This is a genomic window from Chryseobacterium sp. IHB B 17019 (assembly GCF_001456155.1).
Classification (GTDB): Bacteria; Bacteroidota; Bacteroidia; order Flavobacteriales; family Weeksellaceae; genus Chryseobacterium.
The window spans coordinates 3,840,928-3,867,208 of sequence record NZ_CP013293.1; the positions used below are offsets into that span (position 1 = coordinate 3,840,928).

Genomic DNA, 26,281 nt, shown 5'->3' on the forward strand with positions numbered 1-26,281 from the left:
ATCTATTATAATAGAATAAATCTATAATAAACTATTCCAGCTTATAGAAAATTTTATAGAAAATCTCGTTGGTATTCTCGGAGATGTTTTTGTCAATTTTGAATTGTACATAATCTTCTTTTCTTGACACACCTTCGGGGTAATCAATGAGGCCATGATATTTTTCGTACACATGATCTTTTAATCTTCCGTTTTCAGCAATTCTCATCATTTCATCAAAATATTTTTTTGTGTCAGGGTTGATCTGCCAATCGTTTTCATGGGCTTTGTAATAAGCGATCATTTTTTCAATTGAGTATATTTCAGAATCAATTCTCATGTCATTGAAACCGGTTAGGATTTCTTTCTCCTCCAAATTCTTTGCCAGCCAGTTGATTTTTTCCTTTGCAGCTTCCGAAGTTGCATGCATCATCATAGAATCTCTTTTTACAGCAGCAGATAAAATAATGTCCGGAACTTTATTTATTGGTAACGTTTTTAAGGAAGCAACATTTAAAACTCCAAAATAATTTTCAACTTTATTTTTCAGTTCATTTAATTGATCATTGGTCATTTCATCACTTGAAGCTCTTATTTTAAATGTCCATCCGCCGCATTCATAGATGGAAAGTAATGAATTTTTATCAACATATTTTACTCCTTTGAAGAAATCCGGCTGTCCCAATGAATTGTTGAAAACAGAATAGATATAGCTCACTTTCAGTTTGTCATTAGAAAGATTTCCAAAAGAAGGTTTTACATCAACATTTTTATTGGAGTTTCGGTTAAGCGCATAGCCGTAACTGTAGAATTCATCCCTTAATATTTGATTATCAATATATTCTTTAGGATAAAGATAAATGGTAAGTACGGTTTTACTCTTCTTTGAAGTCTGCTGAAGATAGCTTACGCCAATATGAGTATTTTTCATATTGTAAGAAATAACAGCTTGTCTCTGAAATCCGGCCCAAAGCTCAGGAAAAGTAGTTTTTGTCGGAAGATGGTTATAATCTCCTTTTATTTTTAAATCAACAGGCTGTTTTCTGTTTTGTGAAAAAAATATAGAGAAAATGAAAAAGAATAGGAATAATAAATTTTTTTTCATGCTATTAATTTATAGTAACAAAAATATTTATAAAAAAATTAATATCAGAACTTGATTAATATTATTTCTTAATGATGAATATTTTGCAAAAACTTTTATATTTATAAGTTAAAAAAAACCACATGTCAGATAAAAATCAATTTATAGAGGAGCTGAATGCAAAATATACTCCGAAAGGAGAACATATTATATTGGGAAAAGGAATGCTGGACGGAGAAGTAGTTCCCGAAGTAAACGTTACCATTCCTTTGAAAACTATTAACCGTCACGGTCTTATCGCCGGAGCCACAGGAACGGGTAAAACCAAAACACTCCAGGTTTTTGCAGAACAGCTTTCTCACGCGGGAATCCCCTCTTTGGTTTTAGATATTAAAGGCGATTTTTCGGGAATTGCAGAAGCGGGAACAGAAAATCCTGCTATTCAGGAAAGATATGCAAAAACACAGCTTCCCTATAATCCGCAGGCTTTTCCGGTAGAATTGATGACAATTTCCGGAGAAAGAGGCGTAAAATTGAGGGCTACCGTTACCGAATTCGGGCCTGTTTTGTTAAGTAAAATCTTACAATTGAATGAAACTCAGCAAAGTATCATGTCAATTGTCTTTAAATATTGTGATGATAAGGGCTTGCCTTTAATTGATCTTAATGATCTTAAAAAAGTTTTGCAATATGTCACTGAAAATCCGCAGGGTAAAGCAGAACTGGCTTCCAATTATGGCTCCATTGCTTCTGCTTCTTTGGGTGCAATTTTAAGATCAATCGTTGCTCTGGAACAGCAGGGAGCGGGAAGTTTCTTCGGAGAACTGAGCTTTGACGTTCATGATCTGCTGGAAACAAGAGACGGAAAAGGGGTGGTAAATATCCTGAGAGTTGCTGATATTCAAAGCAAGCCACAGTTGTTTTCAACGTTTATGTTATCGCTTTTTGCGGAAATTTACATGACTTTCCCGGAAGAAGGTGACAGTGGAAAACCAAAATTGGTTCTTTTCATTGATGAAGCTCATTTGATTTTTGATGAATCTTCAAAAGCATTGGTTTCACAGATCGAAACAATGGTGAAGCTGATCCGTTCAAAAGGAGTCGGGATCTACTTTATTACGCAGATTCCTGGAGATGTTCCTGAAGCGGTGTTGTCCCAATTAGGATTAAAAATCCAGCATGCTTTGAGAGGTTTTACAGCAAAAGATAAAAAAGAAATTTCAAAAGCGGTAGAAAATTATCCTACAACGGAATTTTATGATGCTCCAACTTTAATTCAAAATTTAGGAATCGGGGAAGCTTTTGTGACGGCTTTGGATGAAAAAGGAATTCCGACACCGTTGGTTCATACGTATTTAATTTCTCCCGAATCAAGAATGGATGTCCTGGATGATGCAGAAATCACTGATTTAACAAACAAATCAGCTTTGGTGGCCAAATATGATAAGCTTGTAGACAATGAATCAGCCTATGAAATCCTGGTAAAAAGAATGGAGCAGGCGGTTGAAAATTCCGGCCCTACTCAAAAATCACGTCCCGTAAAAGAAGAGCCTGGAATGCTAGAACAGGTTTTAAAAAGCAGTGCAGGAAGGACTTTTACAAGTACTCTGATGCGCGAAGGAGCAAAAGCAATTCTGGGAATGCTGGGATTAGGAGGAAGACGAAGATAGAATTATATATTTTTTTATTATTTTAGCAGGATTGCCTTAAACATTGAGGCAGACGTTGGCATAAGTTGTGCAAGGGTATTATTAATCTAAAAGAAGTTGTATAAATTTAAATGTATTCAATAATTGATATAGAAAGTAATGGTGCAGGTTACAGAAAAGAATGCATTATAGATATAGCCATTTACAGGTATGATGGTCAGAAGATTACTGACCAGTTTATATCATTGGTAAATCCTGAAGGTGATATTACCCCTTTTGTACAGAAATTGACTAATATTACCCCCAAAATGGTCAAAACTGCCCCGAGATTTCATGAAATTGCCAAAAGAATCATCGAAATTACCCAAAATACAACTTTAGTTGGGCACAATATAGATTTTGATTACAGGATGCTTCGCCAGTCTTTCCAAAGGCTTGGCTATGATTTTAAAATCAACACGTTAGATACAATTCCGTTAGCGAAAAAACTGATTCCTGATGAAGTAAGCTATTCCCTCGGTAAATTGGTAAAATCGCTTGGAATTCCTTTAACAAATCATCACAGGGCTGAAGGTGATGCGCGGGCGACTTTAGAATTATTTAAGCTTTTAGTTTCTAAGGATACTGAAAACGAAATCATTCAAAAACAGCATGACGAGACGAATGCGAAGACTTATATCAACAAAATCAAAGTCTTGACGCAGGATCTTCCGAACGAAAAAGGCTTCGTTTATTTCCAGAATGAGGAAGGTAAAATCATTTTTACGGATCATGTTCAGGATATTAATAAGTTTTCTAAGAAAATTTTTAATTCCAAATCAAAAAAATGGGAGCCGGTTCAGAAAAATGTCGAACAGATCAATTTTGAGCTTACCGGAACGGATATTATCGCCAAACTGATTTTAAATTCGAAAGGGATCAAGAAAAGGGAAATGTTGCCGTTCGGGCTATATTATAGGAATAATAAATACGTTGTTGAAAAAAATAAGCTGAACAAAGCAGAGAAGCCAATTTTGAAATTCAGGTCCTTTACACAGGGTTCAAAAGCAATTCAATTCATCGGAAAGATTGAAGAATACAACGATATTGAATTCTTTAAAAAGAAAATCGAGTTTAAAAAAAGAAACGAGCTTTGGCTGGGACAGGGAAGAAAATTGGGTGAAAAACTATTTTTAATTGTTGAAAACGGTAAAGTAATTTCTTATGGTTTTTACGAGCTTTTCACACAAATTCAGACGTTAAGTAAACTTTCCAAATTGAAAATAGATCTGCTTTTTCAATCCACAGACCTTAATAATGAATTGCAGCTGGCTTTACTCCGCGGCGATTTTGAAACATTACCATTACCAAAATAACTGTAATTTTTTGTAGTTGTTAAAACGAAAAGGTTATTTCCCTTTCTGCTACTGTGTTTAATGCTCTAAACTGTTGATTGGGTATTTGGGATTCTTAAAATTTACAAAATAAAACACTGATAAATTGTCTTGAAAAAGTTTTTTATCCTGTAAATGTAAAATTATAGGAATAATATTCTATCTGCTTGGTTCTAAATTATAAACATTTCTAACTACCTTTGCATTCTTAAACAAAAGAAGTTTTTACTTATTTAATTATGAATTCAAAAGAATTATTAAAGATTGCCAATGAGTTTGGCACACCGGTGTACGTTTACGATGCAGAATCTATCAAAGTTCAATACGAAAAGCTTACATCTTCTTTTTTAAAACACACAAAGTTCTTCTATGCTGCAAAGGCGTTGACCAACATCAACATCCTTAAGTATGTCAAGAACCTGGGTGCTTCTTTGGATTGTGTATCTATTAATGAAGTAAAACTTGGTTTAAAAGCAGGATTTCCGAAAGAAAAAATACTATTCACTCCCAATTGTGTTGATTTAGCCGAGATAGAGGAAGCAATGATGTTCGGGGTGCATATCAATATTGATAATATTTCTATTCTTGAGCAATTCGGGAATAAATATGGGAATACCTATCCGATCTTGGTAAGAATCAACCCGCATATTTTTGCCGGCGGGAATTATAAAATCTCAACAGGTCATATTGATAGCAAATTCGGTATTTCCATCCATCAGGTTCGTCACATCGAGAGAGTGATGAAAAGCACAAACCTTAATGTAGAAGGGCTTCACATGCATACAGGAAGTGAGATCAAAGATCCGGAAGTTTTTTTACAGGCTTTGGATATCATGCTGGAACTTTCTGAACATTTCCCTAATTTAAAATATTTGGATATGGGAAGTGGCTTCAAAATCCCTTATCAGGACAGTGAAGAAGAAACGGATGTAAAAACGCTGGGTAAAAAAGTAGAGAAAGTAATTTCCGAGTTTTCAAAATCAACAGGAAAGAAGTTTGAGCTTTGGTTTGAGCCTGGAAAGTTTTTGGTTGGAAAAAGCGGTTATTTATTAGTTAAAGCTAATGTAATTAAGCAAACGACAGCAACGGTTTTCGTAGGCGTTAATTCAGGATTCAACCATTTGATCCGTCCGATGTTCTACGATTCTTACCATGTTATCGAGAATTTATCTAATCCAAAGGGGGCGGAAAGAATTTATACGGTAGTAGGAAATATTTGTGAAACAGATACTTTCGCATGGGACAGAAAACTGAATGAAGTAAGAGAAGGCGATATTTTGGCGTTCCATAATGCCGGAGCTTACGGTTTTGAGATGAGTTCTAATTTTAATTCAAGATTAAAGCCTGCCGAAGTATTATTCCTTGATGGAAAAGCTCATCTGATCAGAAAAAGAGACGAATTTGAGGATTTGCTGAGAAATCAGATTGAAATTTTATAATCAAAATGAAAATATTTAGAAAGAAACTTCGCCCAATAGCGAGGTTTCTTTGTTTTTTGGTTGTAATTTTGTGTTGTTAATCGATAATAATAAGATCATGAAATCACTGGTGCTATTTCTGGGACTTTTCATTTCAAATGTTGCCTTTGCACAGTTCGATGTTGAGGAAAGGGATGATAATATGATTACGGAAAACAACAAAAATATTTTAAAAATAGATATTAAAGAACCTCTATTTCAGATCGCTGTAAAAAACTGCGATGATTTCAAGGCAGCAGGTTTCGAAGGCGGAATTCCGGCGTACAAAGAAATGTTGAGAAGATATATGTATGATTATCTTAACTCAGAATTTTATGTTTTGAACGGAGATTTTACATTTACCATGACTGTAAATCAAACCGGGAAAGTCACCAACATAGAAGGTTCCCCGAAAGTAGCCAACAGTAAAGTTTTCTTTGATGATATGAAATATGTGGTAAGAAGAATCAAAAAAAACTGGATTCCGGCGACCTGTAATGGACAACCGGTAACTTCAAAAATTAAAATAAAAATGAATTTGTCGTCGATTGCGACGGATGTGTAAAATAATACTTAATGGCTTGGATCGGAATGTGATAAACTCCTGCCATTCTGTCACAATATTTTGTATCTTTGCAAATTCAATGAGTTCAGAGTTTAATGAGATAAGTTAAAATTGCATGGCAATAGGCTTTACATCTCAAACTTTAAACCTTAAACAGAGACTATCGTGCAAGAAAAATATATAGACGAAACAAAACAGGGTGAAGCTTTTGCAATCGCTGAAAAAGATGGAAACTCTAAGAAATTATTCTTGGAGAGCTACGGCTGTCAGATGAATTTCTCTGATTCTGAAATCGTTGCGTCAATCCTTAATGAACAGGGATACAATACAACCCTTAAAGTAGAAGAAGCAGACCTTATCCTTCTTAATACATGCTCAATTCGTGAAAAAGCTGAGCAGACGGTGAGAATGCGTCTTTCTCAGTTTAAAAATCTGAAGAAAGAAAAACCCAACATGACCGTCGGTGTTCTTGGTTGTATGGCTGAGAGGCTGAAAACCAAGTTCTTGGAAGAAGAGCAATTGGTTGACCTTGTGGTTGGTCCGGATGCGTACAGAGATTTACCAAACCTTTTAAAAGAAACCGAAGACGGAAGAGATGCCATCAACGTAATTCTTTCAAAAGAAGAGACTTACGCGGATATCAATCCTGTTCGTTTGGGCGGAAATGGTGTTACGGCTTACGTTACCATTACAAGAGGTTGTGATAATATGTGTACATTCTGCGTGGTTCCTTTTACGAGAGGAAGAGAAAGAAGCCGTGATCCGCATTCGATTTTGGAAGAATGTAAAGGCCTTTGGGAAAGTGGATATAAAGAAATTACCCTTTTAGGACAGAACGTAGACTCTTACCTTTGGTATGGTGGCGGTCCTAAAAAAGATTTCGCAAAAGCATCGGAAATGCAGAAAGCTACGGCTGTTGATTTTGCACATTTACTTGATTTAGTGGCTAAAGCAGTTCCTGAAATGAGAATCAGGTTCTCTACTTCCAATCCTCAGGATATGAGTCTGGATGTGTTCAAAATGATGGCGAAGCACGACAATATCTGCAAATATGTTCACCTTCCGGTTCAAAGTGGAAGCAATAAAATGCTGGAAGCCATGAACAGACAACATACTCGCGAAGAATATTTAGATTTAATTAAAAAGGCGAAAGAAATTGTTCCGGACATTTCTTTTTCTCAGGATATGATCATCGGTTTCTGCAACGAAACGGAAGAAGATCACCAAGATACATTAAGTTTGATGCGAGAAGTTGAATACGACTATGGTTATATGTTCGCTTATTCAGAAAGACCCGGAACTCCGGCTCACAAGAAGATGGAAGACAATATTCCGGCTGATGTGAAACAGAGACGTTTGGCGGAAGTGATTGCTTTACAGGGCGAATTATCCAGAAAAAGAATGAAATCTTATGTAGGAAGAGTTCACCAGATTTTAATTGAGGGAACTTCCAAAAAGAACGAAAACCAATGGAAAGGAAGAAATTCTCAGAACGCAGTTTGTGTTTTTGATAAACTGGACGGACAAAAAATTGGTGACATTGTGGACGTTTTTGTATTCGACAATACACAGGGCACGCTTTTAGGGGAAACAGTATAGAATTTAAAGTTAGTTCTTATAATAATGAACAATCTGCAATCACAACAACTTTTACAGAATATTTCTGCATTATTGGATAATGCCAGGAAAAAAGTTGTGGTTGCTGTGAATCAAACCATGGTTCTCACTTATTATGAGATTGGGAGGATGATTGTAGAAGATGAACAAAACGGCGAAAATCGGGCTGAATATGGTAAGACTGTCCTTAAAGATTTATCTCTACATCTTACGAAGAGATTTGGTAAAGGATTTTCTGTGTCAAACCTTAAACAAATCAGACAATTTTATTTGATTTATTCAAAAGGACAAACACTGTCTGTCTTTTTACATGATGCTGATAATGAGTATGTTGAAAAAAGACAAACACTGTCTGGCGAATCGGAAACAACCTTAGAAAAATTAATAAATCAGGGGCAAATTCATCAGAATTCTATAAAATTTAAACTTTCCTGGTCTCATTACCTTAAATTAATGAGAATAAAAGATGCTAAAGAAAGAAGATTCTACGAAATAGAAAGCTATAAAAATAATTGGAGTTTAAGAGAATTACAAAGACAATACGATTCAGCTTTATATACAAGATTATCTTTAAGTAAAAATAAAGAAGAAATCCTTCAGCTTTCGGAAAAGGGGCAAATTGTAGAAAAACCAAAAGACCTTATTAAAGATCCTTATATTCTGGAATTCCTTGGTTTATCTGAAAAGCCGGATTATTCTGAAAATGAACTGGAATCCGAACTAATTGATAAATTAGAACACTTTCTTTTGGAGCTTGGAACAGGCTTTACATTTGTTGCAAGACAAGACAGAATAACATTCGATGAAAAACATTTTAAAATAGATCTTGTTTTTTATAATAGAATTTTGAAATGTTTCGTTTTGATAGATTTAAAAATTGGTGAGCTAAAGCATCAGGATATAGGGCAAATGCAGATGTACGTAAATTATTTCGATAGAGAAAAAAGACTTGAAGGTGAAAATAAAACCATAGGAATTATTCTTTGTCAGGATAAAAGCGAAGCCTTGGTTCAATATACTTTGCCGGAAGATAATTCGCAGTTTTTTGCAAGTAAATACCTTACGGTTTTGCCTACTAAAGAAGATTTTATTAACATTTTAAACTCAGACAATGGAAAAATTTCATAAATATTGCCTAAGTGTATTGTTGGTAATAATCTGTAGTAATATTTCGGCACAGATTACTAATGGGTCTATTGAAAGTGATGATTGCAGGCAGTTATACGAAATTTACCATCAGTTTTTAAAATCTCAGGGTTGTGAAGCTTCACAAAGATTTTGTACAAAGGAAAAAGAGGGAATTCATTTTGCCATTCATCATAAGCAAAATGCCATTGATCTTATTGGAAAATTTTTCTCCAAAAAGCAAAACTATTCCCATAAAAATACAGGACGAACAGTTTTTTCTGAAAAAGAAAAACATGATCAGCTCCTGAAAAATTTCGAAAAAAACGGTGAAGAAAACTTCTTTGCCGGAATCTTATATTTTAAAAGTAAAGTTTCAAAGATTAGAAATAAGGATTATTTAGATGTAATTAGTTAAAGTGTAAACAATATTTCAAACTAATTAACAGATCTACAATACATTAATGTAGGTTGAATTTTAAATCAATAATCTAAATTAACTTATGAGTATCGAGTTACAAAATATAAAAAACCGTTTCGGAATTATCGGGAATTTTCCGGCTTTAAACCGTGCTTTGGAAAAAGCAATTCAAGTGGCGCCTACAGACATTTCTGTCCTTGTGATAGGAGAAAGTGGTGTTGGTAAAGAATTTATCCCGAAAATTATTCATTCAGAATCAAAAAGAAAACATCAGCCATACATCGTTGTGAACTGTGGAGCCATTCCGGAAGGAACTATTGACTCTGAACTTTTCGGGCACGAAAAAGGCGCGTTTACAGGAGCTACAGCTACCAGAAAAGGGTATTTTGAAGTGGCAGACGGAGGGACAATTTTTCTTGATGAGGTTGGGGAATTACCTTTGCAGACGCAGGTTCGACTGTTGAGAGTGCTGGAAAGCGGTGAATTCATGAAAGTGGGTTCTTCCCAGGTTCAAAAAACAAATGTGAGAATCGTTGCCGCAACGAATGTCAATATGATGAAGGCCATTCATGACGGGAGATTTCGGGAAGACTTATTTTATCGTTTGAATACGGTGCAGATTGACATGCCTCCTTTGAGAGAAAGAAAAGGAGATATACACCTGCTATTCAGAAAGTTTGCGATCGATTTTGCTGAAAAATACAGAATGCCGGAGCTGGAATTAGAACCAAGTGCCGTTCATTATATTGAAAATTATGCTTTTCCAGGAAACATTCGTCAGCTCAGAAATTTGGTTGAGCAAATGACCGTTGTGGAAAGAAACAGACATGTTACGGTAGAAAAGCTGTCAGAATATATTCCGATGGATGCCCATCTTCCCATGGTTGTTAATACGCCCAATTCTCAGAAGCAAACTGATTTCAGCAGCGAAAGAGAAATTATGTATAAAATTCTCTTTGACATGCGGAACGATATTAATGATTTAAAATCCTTAACTTCGGAATTGATAAAGAACCGCGGAACTTCTGACCTGAGCAATCATGAAAAAAACCTGATCAACAGAATATATACTCCTGAAACACAGCAGAATGTAGCGCCAAACTCTTTATTGTATTTTGAAAATAAAAATGATTCACCTGTAGTCCAAAATCCGACGATCATTTCAAATCAGGAAGAAAGCTATGAGGATATTGAAGATATTGAAATTGAAGAAAACAAACCGGAATCCTTGTCGCTTCAGAATAACGAAAAAGATTTGATAATCAAAGCGTTGGAAAAGCATAAAGGAAGAAGAAACAAAGCTGCTGATGAACTGGGAATCTCACAAAGAACTTTATACAGAAAAATAAAACAATATAACCTAGAAGAATAAAAAATTATGATGCAAATCAACGCAAAGCCAGTCAATTTTAAATTAGGAGAATACATTAGCAAGGGCTATGAATTTTTAAAGAACAATTTCGGAGGCCTTTTTGGAGCATTTTTGCTTACCATTCTAATGTCAATTATCCCATTTTGCAGCTTTTTGGCCGTAGGAAACTTTTATAAATATTGCAGAGACTTACGAGCCGGCAAACAGGCAAGTGCGGGAGATATTTTCAATTTTGATGACTTTATGCCATACTTCATTTTGCAGTTGATTCTTATCGGGGGAATTTTGCTGTTGTACATTCCTATGATCATTATGATGCCGATAATGGCTAATAATAATGGGGAGCCATCCACAGCAATGATATTTTTTATCCCTTACATGATTATTTTATATATTGCACTTGTAATAGTTTGCTTAAAAGGGTTTTATATGCCAGCAGTGATATCTTTGGGAGGTGTGAAGGATATTAAAACCGCCTGGAATATGTCTGTAACAATGGGGAAAGGTAATCTTTTGTCAATTTTCCTGTTTACAATTGTGATAAGTATTCTTGCACAGTTGGGAATTTTGGCTTGTGGTATCGGGCTTTTATTTACTTTACCATTACTTTATACATCCCATTATTTTGCTTTTGAAGACGCAATGCAGCAGGTTACCTATGACGAAATAAAAGAAATCGGATCAAAAAATGAATTTTAAAATTAAAAATAACAAAATCAATCGGCCAAAATTTGCCTGGCTTTTACTTCTTTGCTTGGGAGTTCTCAACTCTTGCTACAGTTTTACCGGATCATCCCTTACGGATGAAAAAACAGTGCAGATCAACGAATTTCCAAATAATGCAGCGTTGGTGAATCCTACTTTGTCACAGCAGTTTTCTACCGATATTCAAAATCGTTTTCTACAAAGAACAACTTTAAAAGGGACAAAAGAAAACCCGGATATCCTCATTGAAGGAGAAATCACGGATTATTCCATCACACCAACAACAATCAGCTCTACAACAGTTCCCACAAATGCCGGTGGAACTATTCAGGAGTCTCAAAACAAACTGACCATCACGGTGAAAGTACATTATGAAAATAAGCTTCATCCGGATTTCAGTTTTGACAGGACATATTCCGATGAGGCCGTTTTTAATAGTAATTTGTCACAGTCTGAGATCGAAACATCTCAGGTGAAAATTGCGACGGACAGAATTATTAATAAAATATTTAACGATATTGTAGCGAATTGGTAACATGAATCATAGAGTTTTAGAATTATTAAAGGCCCCGAAAAACATTCAGTCAGAGGATCTCAATCTTCTGAAAGAGGAAATTAATTCTTTTCCCTATGTTCAGAATATCAGAGCGTTATACTTATATGGGGTGCATCTTCATGATCAGGAAAATTATCAGAAAGTACTTTCCACAACGGCGGCTTATACAACGGATAAAAAAATTCTATATCAGCTGATCAACGGTAAAATTCAACAAAAGCCAAGAGTTGAAACCCAACCTGAAACCGTAAAGGAAAAGGTAATTCCTACTGAAAATCCGCTTAAACTTTTACAGAAAGCAAGACTTTCCAGCTTCCCGATCAGGAGAGAAGAAACTCCAAAGGCTGAGGTTAAGCCTGAAATAATTGAAGAACCAAAAGTAGAAACCGTTGAAGCAGTTGAAGCTAAAGAAGAAATCTGCGTTCTTTCAGCTCTGAGGGAGGAAACTAAGCATATTTATGTAAATGGTGAGCGAAACAGAATTCTGTTTGAAGGCGAAGAAAATTTCTTAAATGATGAAAATGTAGAAACAATTGATCTTGAATCTACACTTGAATCTGGCTCCATTGTTACTCAGAAAATTGAGAAAAAACCTGAGATAGTTGAAGAAATTCAGGAATTTACTCCTGAAACAATTATTGAGGAGAAAAAAATCAATTCCGAACCGGAAAAACAGGAAATTTTGAGTGATTCACAATTAAGTTTTCACGAAACGGAACCTTTTTTACCTGAAGTTAAGGATCAGAATAACAAAATTGAAGAAGAAATAAAAGAAAAGGAAACTGTTATTGAAACTGAAAGTCTGGAGGTAGATAAAACTGAAAGAATAACAGAATTTACTCCCGAAGGAATCATTAATGAAGATAAAATTTCTTCGGAAAAAGAAAAAAAATCAGTTCGTGATGATGAAGAACTAAGTTTTCACGGAATGGAGTCTTTCCTACCTGATGTAAAAATTCAGGCGGGTTCTGAAGAAAAGAAGCCAGAAGTTTCCCAATCCAGCTTTAATAAACATGAAGAAGAAATGCGCCGTCTGATAGAGGAAGTTGAGAAAAAAATGAAGGAAAAAGCAGCTTCTCAGGAAAGGAAAAAAGAAGAGGAACCTGAAAATATTGGTCACGATATCAGTTTTGCGGAAACACAAAGCTTTGAGGTAAAACCGATTGAGCCTGAAATTAAAGAAGAAGCTAAACAGGAAATTAAAGAAGAGAAACCAACAGTAGCTCAGCTGGAAAAAACCGAAGAGCTTCAAAAGGCGGCTATTGAAGAAGAAAAGATGCAGCCAGCGGCAGAAACAGAAATAAAATCTGCATGGAAGCCTATGTCTTTTGAATCTAATCTTCCGGATTCTTTGATCAATAAACCTGCGGAAATTTCTCAACCAAAAACCGAGACTGAAACTAAGAAAGCCGAAGTTTCTCAACCTGAGATTAAACAAGAAGAAATTACAAAACAGGAAAAAATTCTACCTGAAATAGAAGCAATCCCTGAATTGCAGAAAGATAAATCCGAAAAATTCGAAGAAAATATGGAGGAGCTTCAAATTGATAAAGAAGCCCCAAAAACTGAAGAAACTAAGGAAGATGTTCCAGTGATGAATGTTTCTTTCTTTAGCAAGGGATGGACAATTGCAGAGCCTAAAAAAGAGGAAAAGCAGGAAGAGACTCAAGAAGTTGAAGAATCCGAAGTCTCAGAAGAAAAAGTAATTAAACCAATTCTTGCAGACAGTAATATCCCGGGATTTATCAACACCTGGCAAAACTGGCTGAAAATTGACAGAACCGAGGAGGGCGAAAAAGATAAGGATCTTAAAACTAAAGTAATCGAAAATTTTATTGAAAATAATCCTAAAATCAGTCAATTAAAAGATGAAGTTAATTTTGTTGTTAAAGAAAAGAATGATGACATTTCACATTTAATGACAGAAACGTTGGCCAATCTTTATGTTGAACAAAAATTATACACCAAAGCCATAAAAGCATTCGAAACCCTGATCAGAAAAACCCCTGAAAAGAAAGAATATTATGAAGGGAAAATTCAGGAAATAAAAGATTTTAGAAGTAAAGGATAAATTAATGGGTATATTATTAATCACACCTTTCGCAATATTATTTGCTGCACTTGCAGTAATTGGATTATATATTTCAGCAATTATGATTTTGTTTAAAACTAAATCAGGCGTTCTGCCTTATATTGCTTTAATTCTTTTTCCAATATTGGGACCTTTAGGAATTCTTTTGGGAAATTTAAAAAAGATAAAATAAAAAAACGGCTGAAAATTTTCAGCCGTTTTTTATGTATGATCAATGACATCTTTATTCCTCAATTTTCGCCAGGCTTTTCGTCCAACGATTATAACTAATATTACCAAAGCAATCGCACAAATCCCTGCAATAACGGGGGCTGCCATTGCTAGGACAGACATAATTCCTGCCCCGGCTGTTTCCGTAGTTCCAACTACAGAATTTCCCAGCCCGCCGGTCGTAGCCGTAGATGCCGCCCGAATACCCGCAAATCCCGAACTTATCGTTGCTGCTGTTCCGCCGCCCGCAATTAAGGCCAATGCCCACTGTGGAAATGTTCCCAGATCCGCAAACTGACTCGCAAATAATACTGATCCCGCAGCCGTAGCCATCGGAACAGAAACTGTATCCAGTAAATGGTCGATAAAAGGGATGTAATACGCCAAAATTTCCACGATAGTGGCAATTCCGGTAGTGATGAGTGTAGGGAGCCCTGCAAGCCATTCAAACTGCTCATTCATCGGGATCCAATGAAGGTACGAGGCTAAACTTACGGCAAACATCGGCAGGAAAACCCTAAAGCCCGTTGCGGCAGCCAGACCGATGCCAATAAATGCACTCAGTACATAAGGTAGATAGGGAACATTGTCTAACATATTAATTTTCAGATTTGTTTCCTATAAAGTTACAAAAATTATATTCTTATAAATCCCCAGAAATTTAAAAAATATTCTCAATCATTTGTGAAAATCTGTGGTTAATATTCTTCACACGGATTACACAAATTTTTATGTCTTAGTTATAATTTCTTCTGAGCTTCACAAAGCTTAATAAACTGCGCTTCCACATCCTGAAATTTTTCCGGCATTTCCGGAGAAACCCAAAAAAGCATCGCCATCGTTTTGTCGCCAAAAGCTTCTTTAAATACCTCTTTATTTAAACGGTAACATTCCCGCAAAAGCCTTTTTATACGATTTCTGTGAACCGCTTTTTTGAAATATTTTTTAGAAACTGAAACCGCAAACTTGGTGCTTTCAACCGGAACTGTAGGCTTGTTTTTAAGGACAATAATTCTCAAATTCCCATTCGTTTTCCATTTACCTTTTTCAAAAAGTAAAGTAATCTCGATGTTTTTTTTGAGTTTTTCGGCTCTGGGATATTTGAAATCTGTCATTTACGGACGTAAATATAAGGTATATTTTTATTTATTTTACGATGCTTTGGCGGGCTCGGCATGAGAGACCCAATACTATACGTCTTGTTTTAGTGATGTCATGCTAAGCCTGTCGAGCAAATATTGGATTTACTTTTTCTTCACTAAATGATTAATAACTTCCGCCGCCGCATACAGCCCGAAAATCGCAGGAATATAGCTGATCGTTCCGTAGAAAGATCTTTTATAGTTGGTTCCGTCGGTCATTTTTAGGCTTTCTTCATTTTGAAGTTCATTAGAAAACACGCAACGGATTCCTTTATTTATTTTTTCTTTTTTCAGCCTTTTTCTTACCTGTTTTGCCAGATAGCAATTGTGGGTTTTGCTGATATCCCTTACCATTACTTTGCTCGGGTCTATTTTTCCGCCGGCTCCCATTGAGCTGACAATTTTTATTTTTCTTCTTCTGGCTGAGATTAGCAGCTTAAGTTTTGGCGTTACACTATCAATACAGTCAAGAATATAATCGAATTTTCCCTGATCAAGAATCTGATCCATTCTTTCAGGGTTTAGGAACTCGTTGATTTTGATTAAATTAAGTTTTGGATTAATATCTAAAAGCCTGTCACCCACAAGGTCCACTTTATGCTGGCCTATTGTTGAATGTAAAGCCGGTAACTGCCTGTTAATGTTTGTGATATCAACAGTGTCACCATCTACGATTGTCATATTCCCGACCCCGGCTCTTGCCAGAAATTCGGCGGCAAACGAACCGACTCCACCCAAACCTACCACCAGAACAGCTGCTTTATTCAGCTTTTCCAACCCTTCTTCCTTGATGAGAAGCTCCGTTCTTTCCAACCAGTACTTATCCATTTTTTATTGTCTCTAAATTTTCTAAAATTTGTTTGTTTACGTGTTCCAAAGAAATTTCCTTTATTTCTGAGACTTTCCGGTACAATTCTTCGATGTTGAAATCTTCATTGTCCGTTTCCAGAAAGATTTTGTTTAAAGGAGTAATTTTCAAAGTATTTTGCAAAGATAAATTATACAAAACCGCTTTTCCAAAACTCAGATAAAAATTATTTTTAAGCAGATCTTCCGCAATATTTTGTTTTTTGTTAAAACCATGAATGATCATTGGTTGTTCGGCGAATTTTTTAAATGAAATTATTTCATAAAATTTTCTCACACAATGAATGATGACGGGCTTTTTAAGATCGTTGGCAATTTTAATTTGCCTTAAAAAAACTTTCTCTTGAATTTTCTGAGCTGTTTCAACCAAAGAGTCCAGTCCGCATTCCCCGATCGCAAAACAATTTTCAGTAATATTGGATTCAAGCCAATGGAATTGATTTTCAATATTGTCCACATCAATATCCTTCGGGTGAATACCTAATGAATACGGAAAATCCTCCGGAATGGCTTCCTGGTCGAGGTTGTAAATTCCGAATGAGATATTTTTCTTATGGTGATGAAAATCAAAAAAATCCATTTTCAAAAATACTATTAATTTAGAATTAACGTAAATTTCTTAAACAAACGTTTATAAATCTGTTAAAAATTTCTTAACTTTACTCAAAGTACACTACATGAAGAAAAAATTTACGGAAAAACAAATCCATATTTTAGACATTGCCGAAGAGCTGATTGCTAAAAAAGGCTACGAGGGTACCTCCGTAAGAGACATCTGTTCCAAAGCTAATATCAACGTAGCGATGATCTCTTATTATTTTGGTTCCAAGGAAAAAATGATGTCTTATCTTTATCAGTACAGGGTGCTGAAAACCAGGGAAAATTTTTCAGAATTTGCAGACACGATCAAAGATGGGAAACCGGAAATGCAGATGAAGGAGATTATAAAATATATTGTTGCTCAGTTATTTAAATATAATTATTTCCACGGTTTTGTTACGCAGGAACTTCGTCATACGGATAATCTAAAAGATGAATTGTTGGATTTTTATCAGCTGTTTGTTAAAAAACTGGATGAGGTCATTAAAAAAGGAGTGACTTCCGGAGTTTTTACTTTTACACCAAAACCTGAGGATGTCCTTACAACCATTATTGGCTCTACATTATTTGTAATTCGTAACAGAAATTTTTACGAACTCTATGTTCCGAACAAAAATGAAGAAACCTATACCAAAGAAGCCGAAAAAAAAGTAAGAATGAATCTCTTAATGAGTGTTTTTGCAATTTTGGGATACGCTGCAGACTAAAATTACGTTAAATAATCATAAAAAAAAATCTATTGACAAAAAAGTTATATTTTTGCAAATTAGTAAATCGGCTGTACAATCCGAAAACTGTTGAATTTTTTATATGAAAAAATATATTTTAGGTCTTTTTGCTGTGGCTGTAGTGGCGTCTTGCGTGAGCCAGCAGGAAAAAGCGATGAAAAGTGCTGATAAGAACTTCATTTTGAAAGCAGCTAATGAAAATTTTGCTAAAAAGAAGTGGAAGAATGCATTGGCGCTTTATGACAGGCTTCCGAATCTGGTTGCAGGAACGGATGATGCTCCAAATGTGGTTTTCAATTCGGCATATGCCAATTATTATGACAAAAACTACAAATTGGCAGGTCACCAGTTTAAAAACTTTTCTATAAGTTTCCCTCAGGACAGCAGAAAAGAAGAGGCGGCTTATATGTCGGCTTTGTGTTACTATGAAGGTTCTATGGACTACAACCTGGATCAGACTAGTACGGAGTTGGCAATCAATGAATTACAAGACTTTTTGAATAATTATCCGAATTCGGAACGTTCAAAAAATATCAATACTCTTATTGAGGAGCTTTCGTATAAGTTAGAGTTCAAATCTTACGAAAACGCAAGACAATACTTCAATATGGGCGATTATAAGGCGGCAAACGTAGCATTGGAAAACGTATTGGAAGATTTTCCAAGTACAAAGCTTCGCCCGAAAATTTATGATTATATTTTAAAATCCCGTTACGAGCTGGCTTTAAAATCTGTTTATGATCTTAAAGATGAGCGTATCGAAAGTGCCTTGGCCTTCACAAGACAGGTGGAAAAAGAAATGCCTAATACTGATGTTGCAAAAACGGCAGTAGAGCTTAGACAAAAACTTGAAAAAGAAAAGAAAGATTTTGTTGTAGTTAAGAAAAATACGGAGGCAAGAATTGCAGCGCTTACGGAAAGACAGAAAAAAGAAGCTGCAAAGCTTGCAGAAAAGTCAAAAACGGAACAACAAATGAAAGATCAGGTAGATGCAGAGAAGAAAGCAATGCAGATCCAGAGGGATAGCGCGGCACTTCAGACCCCTCCACCGGCAGCGACTTTCAAAATTCAAAGATAATTCGTAAATTTGCGAACTTAAATAAAATTAATATTCTCAAAATGAGTGTAAAAGATACAAAAGCAGAAGTAAATACCATTACTTACGATAAGGATAAGATTGAAGACAAAGTAGGCTCAATCTACGAAGCGATTGTTATCATGGGAAAAAGAGCAGAGCAGATCAATGCGGAGATTCGTACAGAATTGCATAATAAGCTTGATGAGTTCGCTGTTCACAATTCTACATTGGAAGAAGTTTTCGAAAACAGAGAGCAGATCGAGATCTCAAAACATTACGAAAAGCTTCCAAAGCCAACTTCTATTGCTATCGAAGAGTGGTTGAATGAAGATATTTACTTCAGAAAAACTGAAGAAAGAAAATAAAAATCATTTGTATTTTTATATATGGAGGTCATAAAGGAGTAATTCTTTATGACCTTTGTTGTTTTATATGCTTTTTTTCACAAAATAAGTTTCAATATTCTTATATATATCACATTTATTTCTCATTTAAATTTAGCATTGAAAAGAAAGGGATTCTATCAAGTATTTAATTTTTAGGATGTTTTTTGCTTTTTCAAATTTGCAATTGTTTTTGGGTAATTTTAAAAAAACTCAAATGAACATTTATGCTCTTCAATTCAGTCGGTTTCTTGCTGTTTTTACCTGTGGTATTCATTTTTTATTGGTTTGTCTTTAATAAAAAATATCAGTATCAGAATATATTGCTTCTTTTAGCAAGTTTCTTTTTTTACGGCTGTTGGGATTGGAGGTTTCTTTTGCTGCTGTTGTTTTCAATCGGATTGGATTTTGTATCAGGACTTAAAATCGAAAAAAGTAAAACAAAAAGAGAATCAAAATTTTGGCTGATTCTAAGTATTACTATTAATCTCGGCTTCCTGGGCTTCTTTAAATATTATAATTTTTTTGTAGAAAGTTTTGCTGATCTGCTTCACCGGGCTGGATTTTATCCCAATATATGGATGCTGAATATCATACTTCCTGTAGGAATATCCTTTTATACTTTTCATGGGCTTTCTTATGTAATAGACATTTATAAAAAAAGAATTGCTGCTGAAAAAAACTTTATAGATTATGCAGTATTTGTAAGTTACTTTCCGCTGCTTGTTGCCGGACCTATTGAAAGAGCGACACACTTACTACCTCAAATCCAGAAAAAAAGAATTTTTAGTTATGATCAGGCCATAGATGGGATGCGGCAGATCCTTTGGGGATTCTTTAAAAAAATGGTGATAGCAGATAACTGCGCACCTATTGTCAATGAAATTTTTACAAATTATCAAACGGAGAGCAGCAGTAATCTGGTAATGGGAGCCATCCTGTTTGCATTCCAGATCTACGGTGATTTTTCAGGATACTCTGATATTGCGTTAGGGGTTTCCAGATTGTTTGGAATTGAGCTGTTGAAGAATTTTGCATTTCCCTATTTTTCAAGGGATATAGCGGAGTTTTGGAGACGATGGCATATTTCGCTTTCGTCATGGTTCCGGGATTATGTTTACATACCATTAGGCGGAAGTAAAGGAGGGATGTGGATGAAAATAAGAAATACCTTTATCATTTTTCTGCTGAGTGGCTTTTGGCATGGAGCCAACTGGACGTTTATTATTTGGGGCGGGCTTAATGCAATTTATTTTTTACCATTGCTTGTTACTAATAAAAACCGCCACAATCTCGAAGTAGTGGCGCTGAATAGAAGCATACCTTCTGTTAAAGAAGTCATTAATATATTCCTTACCTTTTTATTGGTGTGCTTTGCATGGATTTTCTTTCGGGGAGAAAGTGTTTCTCAGGCATTACAGTATATTAAAAATATATTTTCCAACACCTTATTTTCACTTCCAAACCCTTTTCCCTTCAAAATTTTATGTTTCATAATACTGATGATTTTCATCGAATGGATAAACAGACAGAAATTTCACGGTCTAGAAATTAGCAATTATAATCGCTGGGTACGAAGGATAATATATTTGATTATAATCTTTATTATCCTTCGGTATGCAAATTTTGGAAGCAAAGAGTTTATTTATTTTCAATTTTAATAATTATGAAAAAATTTATTCTTAATCTTATATTCTTGTGTTTCTGTCTTTTTTTAGTTGGATACTGGCTGAGTTCACTAAAAAAGTACAGGCTGTATGGTGACTACTTCATAAGACAGAAAGTGAACTATTATAATAAGCATTCAGACAAATATAATACAGTTGTTTTTGGAAGCAGCAGGATGTACAGACAGATGCAGCCGGGACTGCTGGACTCTGCAACATTACATAAAATAAAGGCCTACAATTTGGCGACCGGAGGTACATTCTTCTCGGAAAGTATGTATGTATTCCGTCAGATAAACATAAATAAGAATATTAAATATATCATTTTTGAAATCCAGGATGTGCAGCCATTTGATATAAATGCCTACACTGAAAAATTTTTATACTGTCATGACTTTTCTACTGTAAATTTTGAATTAAAGTATTTTATAAATGACCATGACTGGAATTCTTCATTTTTATCCGTTTCTCATTTTTTGGCTAATATTTTTTACCTCAAAAAATTAGGACAAAGAGATAAACCCCAAAATGAATTTGTAAATTATAATAATGGATTTTATCCTTTAGAAAAAGATTATGAAAAACTTTTAAAAGTTAAGGAATTAAGATTGCAATATTTAGAAGACACAACATTTATTTCCAGAGATAATAAGAATTTCGAAAAAACGGTAAAGAAAAAATTAAACCCTGCACTAGTTGATGAATTGGGGCTTTTAGCAAAAGAATGTGACAGTAAAGGAATTAAGCTGATTTTGATACTCCCGCCCTTTGCAAAACCAACAGAATTATCGGAATTAAGAAAGATTCCTAATGCAAAAATTCTGGATTTCTCTTCCCGCAATAAGTTTAAAGAGCTTTATTCTCCCGGCAATGTTTATGATTATGGACATTTAAGTGCTAAGGGAAGTGCTGTATTTACAATGAAACTGGCAGATAGTCTAAACCATTTTATAAAGTAAAATGGATTTCAGTTCGGCAGAAGCAAAAGTTGATTTTGATGTAAGCCTTTACAATTGTTGGTTAAAATACATTTATGAGAAAAAAATAAGTAATTTAGTATTCTTAAAATTAAAACTAAATGAGTCTTTCCGGGAAAAAAATTCTCATCGCGGTTTCTGGAGGAATTGCTGCTTATAAAATTCATTTTCTGATCAGGGATTTTGTCAAAAAAGGTGCGGAAGTTCAGGTGATTATGACTCCTGATGCAGAACACTTTGTGACCAAACTGAGTATTTCCACTTTATCAAAAAAACCTGTTTATACCGACTTTTACGGTGACAACGGAACCTGGAACAGTCATGTGGAAATGGCTTTATGGGCGGATGTAATGATCGTTGCACCCTGTACGGCAAATACGTTGGCAAAAATGGTTCATGGGATGTGTGATAATCTGGTTATTGCAACGTATATGTCTGCAAAATGTCCTGTGTTCATCGCACCTGCAATGGATTTGGATATGTATGTACATCCTTCTACTAAGCAAAATTTAGAACTGGCGGAAGACTTCGGACATATTGTTATTCCTGCAGAAAGTGGTGAGCTGGCGAGCGGATTGATTGGACAGGGAAGAATGGCCGAGCCGGAAACAATTGCAAAAACTGTTGAAGATTTTTTTAGTTTAAATAATAGAAAAACGCTAGAAGGAAAAACAGTGTTAATTACAGCTGGACCTACTTACGAGGCTATTGATCCTGTGAGGTTTATCGGAAATCACTCTTCCGGTAAAATGGGATTTTCTTTAGCAGAAGAAGCGGCAAAAAGAGGTGCAAAGGTCATTTTAATTTCCGGACCGAGTTCTCAGACTATCAATAATAAAAATGTTGATTTACATAAGGTTACTTCAGCAAAAGAAATGCTGGCAAAAGTATTCGAGTTTTATGATAAAACAGACATCGGAATTGCAAGCGCCGCCGTTGCAGATTACACTCCGAGAGATGTTGCGAAGGAAAAAATCAAGAAGGATGATGACAATTTAACGATTGAACTGGTTAAAAATCCAGATATTCTGAAAACAATGGGAGAAAAGAAAACACATCAGTTTCTGGTAGGTTTTGCCTTGGAAACCCAGAATGAAGAAGAAAATGCAAAGGGAAAATTAGCCAAAAAAAATCTGGATATGATTGTCCTGAATTCTCTTCGTGATGAAGGAGCAGGCTTTAAAAAAGATACCAATAAAATAAAAATATTTACCAAAACGGAAAAGAAAGAATTCGACCTCAAATCTAAAGATGATGTAGCAAAAGACATTTTGGATTTCGTTGAGGCTCAGATTTTAAAATAATTTTAATAAATTTCCGTTCTCAATTTTTAATAGATAATGAAAAAATTTTTAAGCATATTTTTACTGTTGTTTTTGTTTAATCTTAATTTTTCTCAGGAATTATTAGCGACAGTCCAGGTGAATTCCCAGCAATTGGGAGGAAGTAACCAATCAGCTTATAAAGCGTTGGAGAAAAGCCTAAGGGATTTTATCAATAACACAAGCTGGACGGGCAAAAAACTTCAGAACTTTGAAAAGATCAAATCTAATTTTGCCATCGTCATTACTGAAAGAGACGGGAACCGTTTCAGAGGAAATCTCGTAGTACAGGCCGTTCGCCCGGTATTTAATACAACTTATGAAAGTCCGCTTCTTAATCTTCAGGATCAGAGATTTTCTTTTGATTATGTTGAGAATGAGAACCTTATATTCAATGAAAGACAGTTTTCAGGAAAAAACCTGATTGATGTGATCAGTTTTTATGTTTATGTGATTTTAGGGGTTGATGCGGATAGTTTCCAATCAATGGCCGGAACACAATGGTTTCAAAAAGCACAGCAGATCGCACAAAATGGCGAATCTCAGAACACTTATGACGGCTGGAAGCAGGTCAACGAGCCCAGAAGCCGTTCAATTCTTATTAAAGAGATCATGAGCCCGAACTGGAGTCAGTTGCGTGCAACGAGTTACTCGTATCACAGGGCCGGTTTGGATAATTTGTTCAACCAGGACCAGACTGCAGCGAAAAAAGTGATTTTTGATGCCTTAATGCAGTTAAAGCAATATGAAAATTCTTTTCAGCAGGCGTATTACTTTAATCTTTTTATAGATGCAAAAGCAGACGAGATTTTCAATGTTTTCAATTCCGGAAATAATGGAGGGATTGTATTGGGAGATCTTAAAAATGTAATGACCATTTTATCTCCAAAAAATACAGATGCCAGATGGAGCAAATGGAAACAGTAATCTTAACTTGAATTCTGCCATCTAAAGTTCTATATTTGCAATAGCTAAGTAATCTGCTATTATCAATGCTTTCGAGAATTTATATTAAAAACTTTGCCCTGATTGATACCCTTGAAGTATCGTTACACAATGGTCTGCAAGTGATCACTGGGGAAACCGGTGCCGGAAAATCTATTATTTTAGGTGCTTTACGACTAATCCTGGGCGAAAGGGCTGATATAAAATCAATATCCAATACGGAAGAAAAAAGCATTGTTGAAACGGAATTTGACTTAAATAATCAATTCAAAAAATTCTTTGTTGAAAATGATCTTGATTACGAACATCAAACGATCATTCGCAGGGAAATTCTGCCTTCCGGGAAATCGAGGGCATTTATCAACGATGTTCCGGTGACCCTGGATGTTTTGAAGGAATTGTCTTCTCAATTAATTGATATTCACTCCCAATTTGAAACTTCCAATCTTTTTACTTCAGAATACCAGTTTAAAATCATCGACGGGCTTTCCGAAAATAAGCAGATTATTGAAGAATATCAAAATGAATTTTCAGATTTTATAAGTTTTAAAACTCAGCTTAAAAAATATCAGACCCAGCTTTCCGAAAACAATAAAGAAAGTGATTACAAAAAATTTCTTTTAACAGAACTTGAGGACTTAAATCTTGATGATGTTGATTATGAAGAACTCCAAAACCAGCTTTCTGTGCAGGAAAATGCTGAGATGATTTCTGAAAATCTGGCGCAGATCTTATCAAGGTTCCATCAGGAAGAGGTGGGGATTTTCTCCTTTTTTAATGAAGCTAAAAGTAAATTATCAAAAATTGCAGAAGTTTCAAACAATTTTTCTGAGCTTGATGAAAGACTGGAAACTTCTTTTGTTGAAGTAAAAGATATCATTTCAGAGCTTGAAAATGAAGCCGATGAAATTGAAATTAATCCTGAAAACTTAGCATTACTTTCTGAATTAAATAATAGAATTAACGCTTTATTTTTGAAGCATAATGTTTCCGATGTCAATGAGTTAAAAGAAATAAGAGATCAGTTAGCCGGCGAACAGAAAGGAGCCTCCGAACTGGAAACTCTTATTGCTGAAATTGAAGGAAATATTGTCAAAAAAGAAAAAACACTTCAAACTCTTGCAGAAAAACTTTCTAAAAACAGAAAGAAAAGTATTCCGGTTTTTGTTCAGAAAGCAGAAGGTTTACTTAAAAAATTAGGCCTTGAAAAAGCGAGGGTTGATATTGATCTACAAGATTCTGCCGATTTTAATCAATTTGGGAAAGAAAATATTCAGCTTTTATTCCAGGCGAATTCCGGGTTTCCTTTAAAACCCATTCAAACTGCCATTTCCGGTGGTGAAAGATCAAGAGTAATGTTGGCGGTAAAGAAAATAATTGCCGAAAGTGATGAGCTTCCAACTTTAATTTTAGACGAAATCGACACCGGAGTTTCAGGAAAAGTAGCGGAAGAAATAGGAAATCTGATGCGTGAAATGTCTGCAGATATGCAATTGATCGTCATTTCTCACCTGGCGCAGGTTGCAGCAAAAGGAAATAATAACTACAAGGTTGTAAAACAGGATATTTCCGGAAAAACGCAATCGACCATTGTTACTTTAAACGACGACGAAAAATTAAACGAAATTGCCCAATTACTTTCAGGAAGTAAAATTACGGAAGCGGCGTTGGCGCAGGCAAAAGAACTGATAGGATAAATTTAAATCAATTTAAAACATCAATAAATAGGCGTTATTTCTTAATTATTATTTATTCTATAAGAATGATTTGTATCTTAGTTGGTAAACTAAATCACTACCATGAATACCAACACCACCCCACAAATTACCTATCCATTTCCTGTTAAGATTAGTCCTCACGGACCGGCATTGGAAAAAATTGTAGACAACTGGATTGATGAATATACCTGCTTTACGCCATCATTTAATAAGCAAATGAAAGCAATTAAAGTAGGTCATGTGATTGCCACTTATTTTCCGAATGCCACTTTCGATCAAGGTCTTATCATTGCTCAATGGATTATTTGGGCTTTTATTATTGATGACTATTATAGCTATGGACCTCTGGAGGAGCTTCCGAGAGCAAGTGAACGAATGCTGGAAATATTGAATGGGGGTAGTCCCCGGCCAGAAGACAACGATATTGTTCGCAGGACCGTTATTGTAAGAGATACTATATTGCCACACGTAAGCCCGCAGTGGATGAAGCGATTTGCCCTTGGTCATATAGCTTGGTTTGATGGCATGAAACAAGAAGCGGAGTACAGTCGTAGTGGAGGCCGCAAATTTCTGCCTTTGAAAGAGTTTATGGCAATAAGAGTAAAGGCTTTAGGTGGAAATGAGACAGCTATCTTGCAGATATAGTGAC

General features: G+C 35.2%; 26 protein-coding genes. 21 read left to right on the forward strand and 5 right to left on the reverse strand.

The features are described from left to right. Nucleotides 1-31: 31 nt before the first annotated feature. The gene (locus ATE47_RS17775; protein WP_062163212.1) at nucleotides 32-1,084 is read right to left on the reverse strand and encodes a hypothetical protein; all 1,053 of its coding nucleotides are present in this window, start codon (nucleotides 1,082-1,084) and stop codon (nucleotides 32-34) included. A 122-nt stretch (nucleotides 1,085-1,206) separates the two neighbouring features. Between ATE47_RS17775 and ATE47_RS17780 the strand changes: the two genes are divergently transcribed. The 12 genes from ATE47_RS17780 to ATE47_RS17835 all read left to right on the forward strand — a co-directional run bounded on the left by ATE47_RS17780 (nucleotide 1,207) and on the right by ATE47_RS17835 (nucleotide 14,167). Next, entirely contained in the window at nucleotides 1,207-2,733 is a 1,527-nt protein-coding gene (locus ATE47_RS17780; RefSeq protein ID WP_062163213.1) for a helicase HerA-like domain-containing protein, read from the forward strand. A 110-nt stretch (nucleotides 2,734-2,843) separates the two neighbouring features. Further along, nucleotides 2,844-4,067: a 3'-5' exonuclease gene (locus tag ATE47_RS17785; RefSeq protein WP_062163214.1), complete on the forward strand. Its 1,224-nt coding sequence runs from the start codon at nucleotides 2,844-2,846 to the stop codon at nucleotides 4,065-4,067. A 257-nt stretch (nucleotides 4,068-4,324) separates the two neighbouring features. Next, nucleotides 4,325-5,524, forward strand: a complete 1,200-nt coding sequence (lysA, locus tag ATE47_RS17790; protein ID WP_185097108.1) for a diaminopimelate decarboxylase — start codon at nucleotides 4,325-4,327, stop codon at nucleotides 5,522-5,524. 97 nt (nucleotides 5,525-5,621) lie between these two features. After that, complete coding sequence (locus ATE47_RS17795) at nucleotides 5,622-6,107, forward strand: hypothetical protein (RefSeq protein ID WP_062163216.1); 486 nt, start codon at nucleotides 5,622-5,624, stop codon at nucleotides 6,105-6,107. 165 nt (nucleotides 6,108-6,272) lie between these two features. Further along, the gene (gene miaB, locus ATE47_RS17800) at nucleotides 6,273-7,706 is read left to right on the forward strand and encodes a tRNA (N6-isopentenyl adenosine(37)-C2)-methylthiotransferase MiaB (protein WP_062163217.1); all 1,434 of its coding nucleotides are present in this window, start codon (nucleotides 6,273-6,275) and stop codon (nucleotides 7,704-7,706) included. A 24-nt stretch (nucleotides 7,707-7,730) separates the two neighbouring features. Further along, nucleotides 7,731-8,852, forward strand: coding sequence for a PDDEXK nuclease domain-containing protein (locus ATE47_RS17805; RefSeq protein ID WP_062163218.1), 1,122 nt, complete (start codon nucleotides 7,731-7,733; stop codon nucleotides 8,850-8,852). Then, the gene (locus ATE47_RS17810; RefSeq protein ID WP_062163219.1) at nucleotides 8,836-9,267 is read left to right on the forward strand and encodes a hypothetical protein; all 432 of its coding nucleotides are present in this window, start codon (nucleotides 8,836-8,838) and stop codon (nucleotides 9,265-9,267) included. The genes ATE47_RS17805 and ATE47_RS17810 overlap by 17 nt, the downstream gene beginning before the upstream one ends. Nucleotides 9,268-9,352: 85 nt before the next feature. After that, a complete protein-coding gene (locus tag ATE47_RS17815) occupies nucleotides 9,353-10,642 on the forward strand; it encodes a sigma-54 interaction domain-containing protein (protein WP_062163220.1) in 1,290 nt (429 codons plus the stop codon). 6 nt (nucleotides 10,643-10,648) lie between these two features. Next, on the forward strand, nucleotides 10,649-11,341 hold the full coding sequence (locus tag ATE47_RS17820; RefSeq protein WP_147297037.1) for a hypothetical protein: 693 nt from the start codon (nucleotides 10,649-10,651) through the stop codon (nucleotides 11,339-11,341). After that, nucleotides 11,331-11,882, forward strand: coding sequence for an LptE family protein (locus ATE47_RS17825; protein ID WP_062163222.1), 552 nt, complete (start codon nucleotides 11,331-11,333; stop codon nucleotides 11,880-11,882). Before ATE47_RS17820 ends, ATE47_RS17825 begins: the two co-directional genes overlap by 11 nt. Nucleotide 11,883: 1 nt before the next feature. Then, complete coding sequence (locus tag ATE47_RS17830) at nucleotides 11,884-13,974, forward strand: hypothetical protein (RefSeq protein ID WP_062163223.1); 2,091 nt, start codon at nucleotides 11,884-11,886, stop codon at nucleotides 13,972-13,974. Between the two features lie 4 nt (nucleotides 13,975-13,978). Beyond that, entirely contained in the window at nucleotides 13,979-14,167 is a 189-nt protein-coding gene (locus ATE47_RS17835; protein WP_062163224.1) for a hypothetical protein, read from the forward strand. Nucleotides 14,168-14,196: 29 nt separating this feature from the next. On the opposite strand, the gene ATE47_RS17840 is transcribed toward ATE47_RS17835, so the two are convergent. The 4 genes from ATE47_RS17840 to ATE47_RS17855 all read right to left on the reverse strand — a co-directional run bounded on the left by ATE47_RS17840 (nucleotide 14,197) and on the right by ATE47_RS17855 (nucleotide 16,794). After that, on the reverse strand, nucleotides 14,197-14,802 hold the full coding sequence (locus ATE47_RS17840) for a DUF4126 domain-containing protein (RefSeq protein ID WP_062163225.1): 606 nt from the start codon (nucleotides 14,800-14,802) through the stop codon (nucleotides 14,197-14,199). Between the two features lie 143 nt (nucleotides 14,803-14,945). Next, nucleotides 14,946-15,320: a ribonuclease P protein component gene (gene rnpA / locus ATE47_RS17845; protein ID WP_062163226.1), complete on the reverse strand. Its 375-nt coding sequence runs from the start codon at nucleotides 15,318-15,320 to the stop codon at nucleotides 14,946-14,948. Between the two features lie 129 nt (nucleotides 15,321-15,449). After that, complete coding sequence (locus ATE47_RS17850) at nucleotides 15,450-16,175, reverse strand: tRNA threonylcarbamoyladenosine dehydratase (RefSeq protein WP_062163227.1); 726 nt, start codon at nucleotides 16,173-16,175, stop codon at nucleotides 15,450-15,452. Then, the gene (locus ATE47_RS17855; protein ID WP_062163228.1) at nucleotides 16,168-16,794 is read right to left on the reverse strand and encodes a TatD family hydrolase; all 627 of its coding nucleotides are present in this window, start codon (nucleotides 16,792-16,794) and stop codon (nucleotides 16,168-16,170) included. Before ATE47_RS17855 ends, ATE47_RS17850 begins: the two co-directional genes overlap by 8 nt. A gap of 97 nt (nucleotides 16,795-16,891) precedes the next feature. Here ATE47_RS17855 and ATE47_RS17860 point away from each other — a divergent pair, with 97 nt between their 5' ends. The 9 genes from ATE47_RS17860 to ATE47_RS19420 all read left to right on the forward strand — a co-directional run bounded on the left by ATE47_RS17860 (nucleotide 16,892) and on the right by ATE47_RS19420 (nucleotide 26,277). Next, on the forward strand, nucleotides 16,892-17,521 hold the full coding sequence (locus tag ATE47_RS17860) for a TetR/AcrR family transcriptional regulator (RefSeq protein ID WP_062163229.1): 630 nt from the start codon (nucleotides 16,892-16,894) through the stop codon (nucleotides 17,519-17,521). 103 nt (nucleotides 17,522-17,624) lie between these two features. Further along, a complete protein-coding gene (locus ATE47_RS17865) occupies nucleotides 17,625-18,620 on the forward strand; it encodes an outer membrane protein assembly factor BamD (protein WP_062163230.1) in 996 nt (331 codons plus the stop codon). Between the two features lie 41 nt (nucleotides 18,621-18,661). Continuing rightward, nucleotides 18,662-18,985, forward strand: a complete 324-nt coding sequence (locus ATE47_RS17870; RefSeq protein ID WP_027378789.1) for a DNA-directed RNA polymerase subunit omega — start codon at nucleotides 18,662-18,664, stop codon at nucleotides 18,983-18,985. 245 nt (nucleotides 18,986-19,230) lie between these two features. After that, complete coding sequence (locus tag ATE47_RS17875) at nucleotides 19,231-20,664, forward strand: MBOAT family O-acyltransferase (protein ID WP_062163231.1); 1,434 nt, start codon at nucleotides 19,231-19,233, stop codon at nucleotides 20,662-20,664. A 5-nt stretch (nucleotides 20,665-20,669) separates the two neighbouring features. Next, nucleotides 20,670-21,629: a hypothetical protein gene (locus ATE47_RS17880; protein WP_062163232.1), complete on the forward strand. Its 960-nt coding sequence runs from the start codon at nucleotides 20,670-20,672 to the stop codon at nucleotides 21,627-21,629. Nucleotides 21,630-21,748: 119 nt separating this feature from the next. After that, complete coding sequence (gene coaBC, locus ATE47_RS17885; RefSeq protein WP_062163233.1) at nucleotides 21,749-22,951, forward strand: bifunctional phosphopantothenoylcysteine decarboxylase/phosphopantothenate--cysteine ligase CoaBC; 1,203 nt, start codon at nucleotides 21,749-21,751, stop codon at nucleotides 22,949-22,951. A 36-nt stretch (nucleotides 22,952-22,987) separates the two neighbouring features. Beyond that, a complete protein-coding gene (locus ATE47_RS17890) occupies nucleotides 22,988-23,896 on the forward strand; it encodes a type IX secretion system protein PorD (protein WP_062163234.1) in 909 nt (302 codons plus the stop codon). A 65-nt stretch (nucleotides 23,897-23,961) separates the two neighbouring features. Continuing rightward, entirely contained in the window at nucleotides 23,962-25,611 is a 1,650-nt protein-coding gene (locus tag ATE47_RS17895; RefSeq protein ID WP_062163235.1) for a DNA repair protein RecN, read from the forward strand. Nucleotides 25,612-25,713: 102 nt separating this feature from the next. After that, a complete protein-coding gene (locus ATE47_RS19420) occupies nucleotides 25,714-26,277 on the forward strand; it encodes a terpene synthase family protein (RefSeq protein ID WP_062163236.1) in 564 nt (187 codons plus the stop codon). Nucleotides 26,278-26,281: the final 4 nt, after the last annotated feature.